12 protein-coding genes are annotated in these 11,854 nt (G+C 54.4%); 8 read left to right on the top strand and 4 right to left on the bottom strand.

Translation table 11 applies throughout. From position 1 onward, the window contains the following. The first annotated feature begins 6 nt into the window (after window positions 1-6). The 4 genes from BVC71_RS03075 to BVC71_RS03060 are packed head-to-tail and all read left to right on the top strand — an operon-like array spanning window position 7 to window position 2,475. Window positions 7-444: a hypothetical protein gene (locus tag BVC71_RS03075; RefSeq protein ID WP_086450145.1), complete on the top strand. Its 438-nt coding sequence runs from the start codon at window positions 7-9 to the stop codon at window positions 442-444. Continuing rightward, complete coding sequence (locus BVC71_RS03070; RefSeq protein WP_086450144.1) at window positions 441-1,151, top strand: ABC transporter ATP-binding protein; 711 nt, start codon at window positions 441-443, stop codon at window positions 1,149-1,151. Before BVC71_RS03075 ends, BVC71_RS03070 begins: the two co-directional genes overlap by 4 nt. After that, on the top strand, window positions 1,148-1,927 hold the full coding sequence (locus BVC71_RS03065) for an ABC transporter permease (RefSeq protein ID WP_086450143.1): 780 nt from the start codon (window positions 1,148-1,150) through the stop codon (window positions 1,925-1,927). Before BVC71_RS03070 ends, BVC71_RS03065 begins: the two co-directional genes overlap by 4 nt. Before the next feature lie 11 nt (window positions 1,928-1,938). Then, window positions 1,939-2,475: a tetratricopeptide repeat protein gene (locus tag BVC71_RS03060; protein WP_086450660.1), complete on the top strand. Its 537-nt coding sequence runs from the start codon at window positions 1,939-1,941 to the stop codon at window positions 2,473-2,475. Here the strand turns inward: BVC71_RS03060 and BVC71_RS03055 are convergent. Both BVC71_RS03055 and BVC71_RS03050 read right to left on the bottom strand, forming a co-directional pair. After that, the gene (locus BVC71_RS03055; RefSeq protein ID WP_086450142.1) at window positions 2,457-3,116 is read right to left on the bottom strand and encodes an ATP-binding cassette domain-containing protein; all 660 of its coding nucleotides are present in this window, start codon (window positions 3,114-3,116) and stop codon (window positions 2,457-2,459) included. The two genes, BVC71_RS03060 and BVC71_RS03055, sit on opposite strands and share 19 nt — an antisense overlap. 2 nt (window positions 3,117-3,118) lie before the next feature. Next, the gene (locus tag BVC71_RS03050; RefSeq protein ID WP_086450141.1) at window positions 3,119-4,087 is read right to left on the bottom strand and encodes an ABC transporter substrate-binding protein; all 969 of its coding nucleotides are present in this window, start codon (window positions 4,085-4,087) and stop codon (window positions 3,119-3,121) included. A gap of 210 nt (window positions 4,088-4,297) precedes the next feature. On the opposite strand from BVC71_RS03050, the gene BVC71_RS03045 reads away from it, so the two are divergent. The 4 genes from BVC71_RS03045 to BVC71_RS03030 all read left to right on the top strand — a co-directional run bounded on the left by BVC71_RS03045 (window position 4,298) and on the right by BVC71_RS03030 (window position 10,326). Further along, complete coding sequence (locus BVC71_RS03045) at window positions 4,298-6,064, top strand: PQQ-dependent methanol/ethanol family dehydrogenase (RefSeq protein ID WP_086450140.1); 1,767 nt, start codon at window positions 4,298-4,300, stop codon at window positions 6,062-6,064. A 128-nt stretch (window positions 6,065-6,192) separates the two neighbouring features. Next, the gene (locus BVC71_RS03040) at window positions 6,193-6,882 is read left to right on the top strand and encodes a response regulator transcription factor (protein ID WP_086450659.1); all 690 of its coding nucleotides are present in this window, start codon (window positions 6,193-6,195) and stop codon (window positions 6,880-6,882) included. Between the two features lie 33 nt (window positions 6,883-6,915). Next, window positions 6,916-8,094, top strand: coding sequence for an FIST signal transduction protein (locus BVC71_RS03035; protein ID WP_240516763.1), 1,179 nt, complete (start codon window positions 6,916-6,918; stop codon window positions 8,092-8,094). 9 nt (window positions 8,095-8,103) lie between these two features. Further along, the gene (locus BVC71_RS03030; protein WP_086450139.1) at window positions 8,104-10,326 is read left to right on the top strand and encodes a hybrid sensor histidine kinase/response regulator; all 2,223 of its coding nucleotides are present in this window, start codon (window positions 8,104-8,106) and stop codon (window positions 10,324-10,326) included. Here BVC71_RS03030 and BVC71_RS03025 read toward each other — a convergent pair. Both BVC71_RS03025 and BVC71_RS03020 read right to left on the bottom strand, forming a co-directional pair. After that, window positions 10,321-11,379 carry a YeeE/YedE family protein gene (locus tag BVC71_RS03025; RefSeq protein WP_086450138.1) on the bottom strand — a complete coding sequence of 353 codons (1,059 nt, stop codon included), beginning with the start codon at window positions 11,377-11,379 and terminating at the stop codon, window positions 10,321-10,323. The two genes, BVC71_RS03030 and BVC71_RS03025, sit on opposite strands and share 6 nt — an antisense overlap. A 45-nt stretch (window positions 11,380-11,424) precedes the next feature. Next, complete coding sequence (locus BVC71_RS03020) at window positions 11,425-11,754, bottom strand: ArsR/SmtB family transcription factor (RefSeq protein ID WP_086450657.1); 330 nt, start codon at window positions 11,752-11,754, stop codon at window positions 11,425-11,427. Window positions 11,755-11,854 lie beyond the last annotated feature (100 nt).

The following is an 11,854-nucleotide window of genomic DNA, read 5'->3' as shown; positions in this document are numbered from 1 at the left end:
GAGACTATGAAACACCTAATTACCGCATTCGCCATTTGCGCAGCCACCGCCGCGTTCGCGGACGATGATGATACAGGTTTCGGCGCGGCTGGTTTGCTATCGGGTAGCAATCAAAACGACCTGCCCCCGATCACTTTGACCGCTGGGATGCCAATTTCCGAAGCCCCTTGGGTTCTGAAATCGGGCGCCTATTACGAATTCGAAATCATCGGCGATGGCAGTCAGGAACTGGCTCTGGTAGGTCCGGAATTTTTCCGCGCCATCTGGATCGATGAAATCGTCGTCGAAGGGTTGGAAATCCGCCCGCTGGGTTTGGATAGCATCGAATTTGACGAAGCAGGCGAAATGGAGATCGGATTCGTCGCGATCAAACCAGGCCAGTACTACATCAAAATCCCTGGCACCACGGGTGAAACCCAACGGATGGAGATCACCATCGAATGAACGGGATTACCGTATCAGGGCTGACGTTTTCCTATGGCACGCGCACTGCACTGTCTGACGTCAGCTTTGATATCGGGCGGGGTCGATTTTGCGCGTTATTGGGGCCAAACGGCGCGGGCAAATCGACCCTGTTTTCCATCCTAACCGGCTTGCGCCCGACAGATACGGGCCATGTAACAATTGCGGGTCACGACATTGCCACGCATCGACGGGCAGCATTGGCACAACTGGGCATCGTGTTTCAGCAGCCAACGCTGGATCTGGATCTGACCGTCCGACAAAACCTATCCTACTTTGCCGCCCTGCACGGCATTCGCGGCAAGGAACGCGCGAAACGCATTGATGCGGTATTAGAACGTTTGTTCATAACAGATCGCGCTGATGACAAAACACGTTCCCTGAATGGTGGACACCGCCGCCGTACTGAAATCGCACGAGCGCTGTTGCACGATCCCAAAGTTTTGCTGCTGGATGAACCCACAGTTGGTTTGGACGCGCAAAGCCGCAAGGCAATCACCGATCACGTCCACGATCTGACGATTGATGGCACAACCGTCTTATGGGCCACGCATTTGCCCGATGAAATTTGGGATGCGGATCGGTTGGTCGTCCTGCATCAATCGCGCGTTTTGGCCGATGGGACCGCAGGTGTCATCCGAGGTCCGCGCAACCTGAACGATGCGTTTCTATCAATGGTGTCGCCATGATTTACTGGACTGCCCTACAGGCCATCGTCTGGCGCGAAGCGTTGCGGTTCATTCATCAACGCGAACGGTTTGTCGCTGCATTGGTCCGCCCGCTAATTTGGCTGTTGGTCTTCGCCGCAGGGTTTAGGGCCGCACTGGGGCTGTCGATAATCCCGCCGTACCAAACCTATATCACCTATCAAACTTACATCGTGCCGGGGCTATGCGGCATGATCCTGCTGTTTAACGGAATGCAATCATCCCTCAGCCTGATCATTGATCGCGAATTAGGGTCGATGAAATTGCTTTTGACTTGCCCTTTGCCGCGTTGGTGGCTGCTGTTATCGAAACTGATCGGCGCGACCATGATTTCGGTGTTGCAGGTCTACGCGTTTCTAGCAGTTGCCGCAGGGTTCGGTATCAAATTACCCGCATTCGGCTACGTAGCCATAGCGCCTGCCCTGATGATCACAGGATTAATGCTGGGCGCATTGGGTTTGTTTTTATCCAGCTTTATCAAACAATTGGAAAACTTTTCTGGAGTGATGAACTTTGTCATCTTCCCAATGTTTTTTCTGTCGTCTGCCTTGTACCCGTTGTGGAAAATGGCCGAAAGCTCGGTCCTTTTGCATAACATCTGTGCCGCCAATCCATTCACCCACGGCGTCGAGCTGATCCGTTTCGCCGCCTATTTGAAGTGGAATTTTCCAGCACTGGGATGGACCGTTTTTTCGACCGCAATTTTTACCGCGCTCGCGCTGTGGGGTTACAACTCTGCCCGCTCGTCCAAATCATAATGGGGAAAGCCATGAAAAGAGTATTCGCGTCACTAGTGGTCGCAACCGCCAGCATCGCCGCAGCCGAAGACGACGATTTGGGCACGTTGAACCCAGATGAAATGACATGGGAATCCGTTTTGGATCGGGCCGAACGCGGTGAAACAGGGATGGTCATTTGTTCCACCGGCTATCTGTTGACGAAATCGGGCCGCCACGAAGAAGCGCGGAGGTTGTTCCTAAACTGCACGCGTGATGGGTACACAGGCGCAATGACGTGGATGAGCCAACTGGAAAACAATGGTTTGGGCGGTGAATACGATCCTGATGCGGCGGCTGAATGGGATCGTATGGCGGCGGAACTGGGCGATCCCGTTGGTAAATTCAACTACGGTATCAGCCTTATGCGCGGATACGGTGTCGCACAAGACGAAGCCGCCGGTCGCGCACTGGTAGATGAAGCCGCCGAAGCAGGGTTGCCCATCGCTAAACGTCTGCAAGGTGCGGATTATGACCTAGAGGAAGTCACACCAGACGCCGATAACTGGCGTTATGCGCCTGTGTTCTGATCGCTCGTTATGACGGCTGGCGACCCGCCCAAAGTCACAATGCGGGTTGCGAGCCTTTCGGCTTCGGACGCGGCGTGGGTGACGATGATGGTCGTCAAATCGTAATCATCGCGTAGCTTGTCGTAAAGGTCCATCATATCGCTGGTCGTTTGCGGGTCCAGCGAAACGAAAGGTTCGTCCAGCAACAGCAGATCAGGCCGCACGGCCAACGCGCGGGCCAAGGCTAATCGCCGCTGCTGGCCCAATGACATTTGACCCGGAAAATCATTTTCGCGCCCTGCCAATCCGACAGCGGCCAGTGCATCGCGCGCGGCACCTCGTGTAATGCCGGTTGTAAGCGTCAGATTTTCCACCAATGATCGCCAAGGTAATAATGTGGGTTCTTGGAACACTATACTGACGCGTCCGCGCAATCGGCATTTCGCGCCGCTGGGTTGTTCAAGCCCCGCACAAATACGCAAAATTGATGATTTACCACCGCCCGATGGCCCAACCAGCGCGACCGTTTCGCCGCGCTGGATTTTTAATTCAATCGCCCCTAAAATCTGCGCGGTGCCATAGCCGAACCCAGTCAATTGCAACGACAGCACTGCCGAACGGTCAACATGAGGTTTAGGTATGGGTGCGATCTGGGGCTGCATGGTCAATTGCCGTTGTAAAACACGCCCTCGGGCATAGAGGTGACGGACCCGACCAATTCCTCTCCGCCCAATTCGATCATCAGATCCAACATGCGCGCGGCGGCGTCTTCGTCAACGGGATCAGCAGATGGAATACCCGCGCGAAATCCAGCGACCAGCGCTTCGAATTGCGCATCGGTTTTGGCGTTCATCCGCGGACGCAGACGGTCCCATTCTGCATCGTCGGTTGCCAAAATATCCTTGGCGCCGCGCGACGCATCGGCCAATCCCTGAACCAAATCGGGATGTTCTGCCAAAAGCTCACCACGCACGACATACCCCAGCAACGGCGTTTCTGGATCCAACCCCAAATCGGTTGCGGCATCAGACACAGAAATCAGTTCACGCATTCCAGCAGCCTGCATTTTTGCCATGAAATGCCAGAAATTAATGGCCGCATCCAATTCGCCCGACGTTGCCGATCCGAAAATCAATGGGGGCGCACCAAACACCTGTTCGGTTTCAGCAACCAAATCCATGTCATAATTTTTTTCGGCATAGGCACGTAAGATCAGCCAACTTTTATCCAATGGACCACCGGCGATGCCGATGGATTTCCCACGCAGATCGGCCAGCGTTTGGGCGTCACTATCCGCCGCAACCATAACGCCGCCAACGGCCAAGGAATAAGGGATAAACACATAGTCATGTCCCGCCGCACGTTGCCGCGCGACCCACAGCCAATCGGAAACGATCACATCTGCTTCGCCGCCCTGAAACGCGACTTGCGCAGCGGACCCGCCGCCAACGCCCATAACCTGCAATTCAAACCCATTAGCTGTGTCCAGTTCATGATGTTGGATGGTGTCCAATTCCCAATTTACTGTCCCAAATTCCAACACCGCAGCGCGCAAATTCGGCGTTTCAGCCCAAACCGTTGTTGCTGTGCACAGCGCGACCATCGCCGCGCCCAGTGGTTTTATGAATGTCATGTGATCCTCCCTCGCTTGGTCAGATCAGACCCGATTTCGGAACGGGCCGAAATACGACCAAAGCCTAGCCTCCTAATCGGTCAAGCCCGAAAAGGTCGTACGACTATCGTTCAATATCTCGTGAACTCAATTTCGCTGAATACTTGGCCCAGACCGATCGGGGACTGACTCGCCCTGATCCATTTCAACTGGCCATAGGGAGGAGCCGAAATGAACAGGTTCGTAGCCGCAGTCACTGCAACACTACTGATTGGGGGCGCAGCAAACGCCGAAGTAACCGAAGAAATGCTGCTGAATGACACCGACTCTGTTGGTGACATTTTGACAAACGGCATGGGCCGTCACCTTCAGCGTTTTTCGCCACTGGACACCTTGAACACCGACAACGTCGAAAATCTGGTGCCTGCTTGGGCGTTTTCGCTGGGCGGCGAAAAACAGCGCGGTCAAGAAACCCAGCCGCTGATCCACGACGGCATCATGTACATCACCGGTTCGTATTCGCGTATGTTCGCGATCGACGTCATGACCGGCCAAGAAATCTGGCAGTACGACGCACGCCTACCAGAAGGCATCCTGCCTTGCTGTGACGTGATCAACCGTGGTGGCGCGATCTATGGCAACAACATCTATTTCGGCACGCTGGACGCACGTATCGTTGCGCTGGACCTGAAAACCGGTGACGTCGTTTGGAACAAAAAAGTCGCCGACTATAAGGCTGGTTATTCGATGACCGCTGCGCCTTTGATCGTTGACGGCATGGTCATCACCGGCAACTCTGGCGGTGAATTCGGTATCGTAGGTGCGGTTCAGGCACGCGACGCTGAAACCGGCGAATTGATCTGGGATCGCCCCGTGATCGAAGGCCACATGGGCACGCTGAACGGCGAAGAATCGACCATGACCGGTACGCTGAACGCAACCTGGCCAGGCGACATGTGGAAAACAGGCGGCGGTGCAACATGGTTGGGCGGTTCCTACGACGCGGACACCGACACACTGGTATTCGGCACAGGTAACCCTGCACCTTGGAACAGCCACCTGCGCAACGCTGGCACCCCAGTTGAAGGCAATGCAGGCGACAACCTGTACGCAGCATCGCGTCTGGGCATCGACCCTGCGACCGGCGAAATCAAATGGCACTTCCAGACGACCCCGCGCGAAGGTTGGGACTATGACGGCGTGAACGAAGTGGTCGCATACACCGACCGCGAAGGTAACGACCGTTTCGCAACCGCTGACCGTAACGGTTTCTTCTACGTTCTGAACCGCGAAGACGGTGCATTCGTATCCGCGACCCCATTCGTCAAAGACATCTCTTGGGCTAGCGGCATCGATGAAAACGGTCGTCCGATCTATAACGAAGACAACCGTCCAGGTAACCCAGCAGACGCAGCAGACGGCGGCCAAGGCGAAGTTGTATTCGCATCGCCATCGTTCTTGGGCGGCAAAAACTGGATGCCAATGGCGCACTCGCCAGAAACCGGTCTGTTCTACGTTCCATCGAACGAATGGGGCATGGACATCTGGAACGAGCCAATCACCTACAAACAGGGCGCTGCATACCTTGGCGCTGGTTTCACCATCAAACCAAACTACGAAGACCACATCGGTTCGTTGAAAGCGATTGACCCAGACACGGGCGAGATCGTTTGGGAATACCAGAACGGTGCACCTCTGTGGGGTGGCGTGATGGCAACTGCTGGCGGTCTGGTATTCACCGGCAACCCAGAAGGCGAATTCCTAGCGTTTGACGCGGAAACCGGCGAAGAACTGTGGTCGTTCCAGACAGGTTCGGGCATCGTTGGTCAGCCTGTCACTTGGGAGCAGAACGGCGAACAGTACGTTTCGGTTGTTTCCGGTTGGGGCGGCGCGGTTCCTCTGTGGGGCGGCGAAGTTGCCAAAGAAGTTAACTACCTGAACCAAGGCGGCATGGTTTGGACATTCCGTCTGCCACAGCAGCTGGCATCAGTTCAGTAATTAAAACGCTGACCTAAAAATAGATGCGCCTCCGACCATAGTCGGGGGCGCATTTTCTATTATAGTCTTTAGGCTAAGTAGGAGGAGACAACAGGGGGTGCTACCGTATGGTTATGGAAACTGAAAAAATGACAGATACAGCGCCAACTGTAATGCCACAGTCCAGTGGCTGGGCTTTGGTGGTTGATGATCACCCGCTGTTTTGCGACGCGTTGGAACTGACCCTGAAATCCCTTCAAAACTTTAGCGAAGTGCAGACAGCCGATTGCCTAGAGGCGGCTTTGGCAAAACTGGACGCATCCAACAGCGCCCCTGCCCTGATCCTGCTGGATCTGAATTTGCCGGACGTAAACGGATTGGATGGATTGATCCGCCTGAAACGATCCGCGTCCAAAACGCCGATCATCATCGTGTCATCTATGACCGATAATAACATCATCAAAGGCGCAATCGCGGCTGGCTCCTCAGGCTTCGTTCCCAAACATTCCGCACGCAACGTGTTCCGCGACGCTATCGAACAGATCGGCGCAGGTAACATTTACACACCTCAAGGTTTCGTCGAAGGCCAAGAGGACGACGAAGAGACGCTCGCGATTGCCCGTTTGTCGTCGCTTACGAACCAACAGGCACGGATTCTTGAGCTGATTTGCGAAGGCAAATTGAACAAACAAATCGCCTATGATCTGTCCATTGCAGAGGCAACAGTTAAAGCGCACGTCACTTCGATCATGCGAAAGTTGAACGTCCAAAGCCGCACACAAGCAGTGCTAGTTGCGCAAGAAGCAAAGTTCTCAAAGCCCTTGCCAAAAGAAACATAAGCCCCCTATCGTGTTGGGTAGGGAGAGAGACTTATGGCTAGGAACGAAGATGTAACAGCTATGGCTGTTGGGTCGGATATTGTGCGCGCCGATGTACTGCGCACAGCGCAAGTGTGTTGTAATGTGCAGGACCCTATTTCAAAAATCGCTGACCAAATCGGGCAAACGCCTATGGCTTTGCTGTCGGTATATATCACCGCGCAAGCCGATTTTCGGGCGATCGTCGATGCGTTGATGAAACGGTATCCAGACACCCAAATCGTCGCTTGCACGACCGCAGGTGAAATTGGCCAGAAAGGATACGAAGAAGGCCAAATCATCGCCATCGGTTTCCCCGCCGAAACATTTGCTAGCAGCGCGGTGATCGTTGAAAATTTGGCTGATTTCGATGCGCAGGCCCTAAGCGACCGGATCGCGCAACAACGCGTCAGCCTACAAGAAAAGCACGAAGACAAATCCTATGGGTTTGCCTTGCTCACAATCGATGGCCTGTCGCTGCGCGAAGACGTGTTAACCGCCACAATTTCCCCTGCCTTGCGTGATACGCCATTACTGGGGGCGTCCGCTGGTGATGGCACGCGCTTTAGCGAAACGCTGATCGCCTATAATGGCAAGGTCATGAAAAACGCGGCCGTCCTGAATATTCTGCGCAGTTCAGCCGAGATCAAAGTATTCACGCTAGATCATCTGGTCCCAACCGACCAGAAAATGGTCGTCACCGAAGCCGACCCCGAACGCCGCATCGTGAAATCCATCAACGCAGAACCCGCTGCCCGTGAATACGCGCGGATCGTCGGCAAAGATCCCGAACAGTTGGACCGTTTCACCTTTGCATCGCATCCCGTGGTGGTGCGCCTGGGCGGCAAACACCATGTCCGCGCCATTCAACAGGTCAATGATGCTGGCGAATTGGTTTTCTTTTCTGCGATCGACGAAGGCATGGTTCTAACCGTCGCGACAGCCGACAATATGGTCGATCACCTGAACGCAAAAATGGCCGAATTGTCGTCCAAATCAAAACCGGATCACATCATCAGTTTCGACTGTATTCTGCGCCGGATAGAGGCAGAACAGACCCAATTAACCCGCCAACTGTCAGAAATTATGGCCGAGAATAAAGTTCTAGGCCTATCGACCTATGGGGAACAAATCGGCCCCCTACATGTGAACCACACCATGACCGGCGTGGCATTTTATCGTAACGCGCCCTAGGAACCCATAATGTCGCTTGTTAACCCCGAAGACAGTCTGGAACGGCAAAACGAAAAACTGCTGAACATCGCCCAAGCGTTGATGAAGCGGGTTGAACAGAAAAGCGAACACACGGGCCTAGCGTATCAGCAATTCGAACGCGCCGCGCTACTAGAAACGCAGGTGCGCGAACGGACGATTGAATTAGAACGTACGCTCGACCTGCTTCAGGAATCCAATGCGCGGCTGGAAACCGCGAATGCAGAAACCGAAGCGGCAAGAACAAATCTGGCCGAAGCGATTGAAACTGTGAATGACGGTTTTGCGCTGTTCGATCCCGATGAAAAACTCGTGCTGTTCAATAGCCGGTTTTGCCGCGACATGCATGACGTTATGTCCAACCTGACCGAAGGCCTAAGCTTTGGCGATTATGTCGATATGGTTGCACATAGCAAAGCGTTGGCCCTGCCCGCCGATCAAACCCGCGCGCAATGGTCTGCCGAACGCATGGCATTACATTCCGAAAGCCACGTGGTTTTCAACGTCGCCGTTCGCTGGGGGCGCTGGATTCAGGTCTCAGAACATCGAACCGCGCGCGGTGGCACCGTTATCTTGCAAACGGATGTCACCGAAATCATGCAAAACGAACGCGAAGAGCGGAATAAACTGCGCGATCAGCAGGCCCGAACTTTGCAAGCAACATTGGACCATCTGGATCAAGGTATCTGTATTTTCGATCACACGCTAGCTTTGGTCGGCTGGAACACGAATGTCGAGGGGTTGCTGTCTTTGCCGCCGCGCCGCGCGGTGCATCGGTTGCAATTTCACGAATTGCTGGACAGCTTTGATGATGGGGTAAAATATTCTGACGGCCAAAGCGTCTCTCGCCTGATCAAATGGGCGAAACAACGTCAGCGCCGTCGTCCGCTGAAATTCGAAGCGACGCGCAAAGACGGTCGCACCTTGCGCGTCTTTTGTCAGGAAATGCCAGACCGCGGTTTCGTGATCAGCTTTACCGACGTCACAGCCGAGGTCGACGCCGCACGCGCCATGGCAGAGATTAACGAACGTCTAGAACAGGGCGTGCGCGATCGCACCGCTGAATTGGGCGTTGCCTTGGCCGAGGCGGAACGTGCCAATGCATCGAAATCGCGTTTTGTGGCCGCAGCAAGCCACGATCTGTTACAGCCCCTTTCGGCCGCGAAACTGTTTATGTCATCGCTATCCGACCGCCTGTCAGACGACGCATCGCGCGGGGTACTGGCCAAAGCTGAAACCGCCCTATTCAGCGTCGAAAAGATCATCGAGGCTTTGCTGGACATTTCGCGCCTGGACGCCGGCAAAGCCACGTTCAAGGTGCAGCCGGTGCGCCTGTCGGCAATTCTGGAACCACTGCGCGATGAATTGACACCCACTGCCGCTGCCAAAGGGTTGGAACTGCGCATGGTGACCGCCGATCTGACGGTGATGAGTGATCCCGCCTATCTGCGGCGCATCGTGCAGAACCTGATGGAAAATGCGATTAAGTACACTGATCAGGGGCGTATTCTGGTCGGCGTTCGCCGCTACGGGAAATCGGCGCGGATCGAAGTTTGGGATACGGGCCGCGGCATTGCCGAAGAAGACCAGAAAGCAATTTTTCAGGAATTCGAACGTCGCGACGGACCTGCCGATAATACGGGCTTAGGCCTTGGGCTTGCTATCGTGGAACGAGCCGCTGCGGGATTGGGGCATCCTTTGGGCATTTGGTCACAACCCGATGTGGGTAGCTGTTTTTCATTGAACGTGCCGCTGTGCGATGTGTCCAAACACCCAGAAACACCGTTAGAAACACCGCGAACATGGGGCAAGGAACTGACTGGACAGGTTTTGTTGCTGGTCGAAAACGATATCCCGCTATCAGCCGCGATCACATTGATGGTCGAAGAACACGGAGCCGAGGTTCTGATCGCGCATAGCGCTGAGGAAGCACTCGATCTGCTGGAAGAAATCCAACTGATCCCAGACGGGTTATTGCTGGATTATCAATTAGGTAGCGGAATGAGCGGTGTTGAATTCTATCGCACTTTCACCAAACGCTATGGCAAAGTTAAAGCAGCAATATTGTCAGCCAACCGTTCCACAGAGCTACAGCGCGAATGCCGAGAGATCGATATCCCGCTGCTTGCTAAACCTTTGGACAAACACAAATTGTTTGAACTGTTGGTCTATGATCTGCCGGCTCGTGCGCGGAATGCCGACGGGGGCTTATAGCCCCCAAGCCAGCCGCCCTTCGACCAGCTGTTTCAGCCCCAGCCGCGCACCCAAATAGATGCCTGCCAGCGTCAGGGGCGCGGACAATGCCAGCACAGACATCGCGGATAGGCCTTGGCCAAAACTGCAGCCCAGTGATAGCGCTGCACCGACGCCCATCAGCCCAGCGCCGATGATCTGGCGGCGCAATTCACGCGGGTCTTCGCAAGCTTCCCAACGGAAATGACCTTTTATCAGGCTACCTACAAATGCACCGACCCAAACACCCGCGATTGACCCGATCCCAAAGCTAAGCGTTTGCCCCGTTGCCGTCATTGCATAAAGGATCGTCTCACCGATTGGTGCGGCGAATGTGTGAGACACAATGGTCAGATCATCAAATCCAACGCGGTTCACAAAGGTCATGCCGACCCATGCTGTGACGATGGCCAATGCGACGACCGCGCTCCAAAACAGGGCCTTTGAATCGCGGCGAAAATCGTTTGATGACAGCGTTATAGCAACGACCGCTAAACCAATGACGATGCCGATTGCAGACGTGGGAATACCTGTCGCGCCAGACAAAACATGAGCAATCCCAGCGGGAGCAGCAGCCTCGGTTCGGTCGGGAAAGATCGCCAGACGGGCCCAGGCAATCGGTCCCGAAAATGTTGCATATGTCGCAACGCCGATCACGGCCACGATCACAAAATTTCGCAGGTCGCCCCCGCCCAATCGGGCCAATGCGCCGTATCCGCAGTTCCCTGCGATCGCCATGCCATAGCCAAAAATCAAACCGCCGATAATCGATACGATTGGTTGCGCTTCTATCTGTAAATAAAAGGTTTGGGTTTCAGCCACCAAACCCAACGCCGACAAAACAAAGGTCGCGCAAACAGATAGGCCAATTGCCATACCCCACATGCGCAAACGCGTGTCATTGCTGGAATAAACGTGATCTTCGATAGCGCCTAACGTGCAAAACCGGCCCAGACGCGCAGCAAGCCCCAAAAGGATCCCGCCAACACCACCTATCAGCGCCGCAAAGTTACCTTCGCCCAGCAGTTCGACCATTCGCATCCTCCCCATGCTTGTGTCGATGCCCCGGAAACGAAGGGGCTATTTACAGAACAAATCAAACAACAGCGATATGATCTGTTTCGCGCGATCATCCGTCAAGCTGTAATAGATCGTTTTTCCGTCGCGGCGGGGTTGGACCAATCCCTCTAGGCGTAGGCGGCTTAGCTGTTGGGATACCGCCGCCTGCCGAGAGGCGAGCAGATCTTCTAGTTCGGTAACCGATTTTTCACCCGACACCAGATGACATAGGATCATCAATCGGCCTTCGTGACCGATAGCCTTTAGGTAATTGGTGGCTTTGGTCGCGTTTTCCATAATCGCCGTAATTTCGGCGTCGGACATATCTGGATCAAGGACGGGGATATTCATATTAAAAGGCGGCTGCATCAAAAAACATTGCCCCCTAAAACTGAGGCTTTCTGTAGGTTTAGTGCAACAACCATCTCATTACCATACCGCAATATGCCAC

The sequence above is a fragment of the Marivivens niveibacter genome, assembly GCF_002150005.2.
In the GTDB taxonomy this organism is placed as follows: Bacteria; Pseudomonadota; Alphaproteobacteria; order Rhodobacterales; family Rhodobacteraceae; genus Marivivens; species Marivivens niveibacter.
This window is presented reverse-complemented; position numbering and strand designations above follow the sequence as displayed.

Excerpts from the sequence above, each read along its gene's own strand:
- BVC71_RS03065 (WP_086450143.1), top strand. The coding sequence starts at position 1,148 with ATGATTTACTGGACTGCCCTACAGGCCATCGTCTGGCGCGAAGCGTTG.
- BVC71_RS03040 (WP_086450659.1), top strand. The coding sequence starts at position 6,193 with ATGACAGATACAGCGCCAACTGTAATGCCACAGTCCAGTGGCTGGGCT.
- BVC71_RS03055 (WP_086450142.1), bottom strand. The coding sequence starts at position 3,116 with ATGCAGCCCCAGATCGCACCCATACCTAAACCTCATGTTGACCGTTCG.
- BVC71_RS03060 (WP_086450660.1), top strand. The coding sequence starts at position 1,939 with ATGAAAAGAGTATTCGCGTCACTAGTGGTCGCAACCGCCAGCATCGCC.
- BVC71_RS03035 (WP_240516763.1), top strand. The coding sequence starts at position 6,916 with ATGGCTAGGAACGAAGATGTAACAGCTATGGCTGTTGGGTCGGATATT.
- BVC71_RS03025 (WP_086450138.1), bottom strand. The coding sequence starts at position 11,379 with ATGGTCGAACTGCTGGGCGAAGGTAACTTTGCGGCGCTGATAGGTGGT.
- BVC71_RS03045 (WP_086450140.1), top strand. The coding sequence starts at position 4,298 with ATGAACAGGTTCGTAGCCGCAGTCACTGCAACACTACTGATTGGGGGC.
- BVC71_RS03030 (WP_086450139.1), top strand. The coding sequence starts at position 8,104 with ATGTCGCTTGTTAACCCCGAAGACAGTCTGGAACGGCAAAACGAAAAA.
- BVC71_RS03050 (WP_086450141.1), bottom strand. The coding sequence starts at position 4,087 with ATGACATTCATAAAACCACTGGGCGCGGCGATGGTCGCGCTGTGCACA.
- BVC71_RS03075 (WP_086450145.1), top strand. The coding sequence starts at position 7 with ATGAAACACCTAATTACCGCATTCGCCATTTGCGCAGCCACCGCCGCG.
- BVC71_RS03070 (WP_086450144.1), top strand. The coding sequence starts at position 441 with ATGAACGGGATTACCGTATCAGGGCTGACGTTTTCCTATGGCACGCGC.
- BVC71_RS03020 (WP_086450657.1), bottom strand. The coding sequence starts at position 11,754 with ATGAATATCCCCGTCCTTGATCCAGATATGTCCGACGCCGAAATTACG.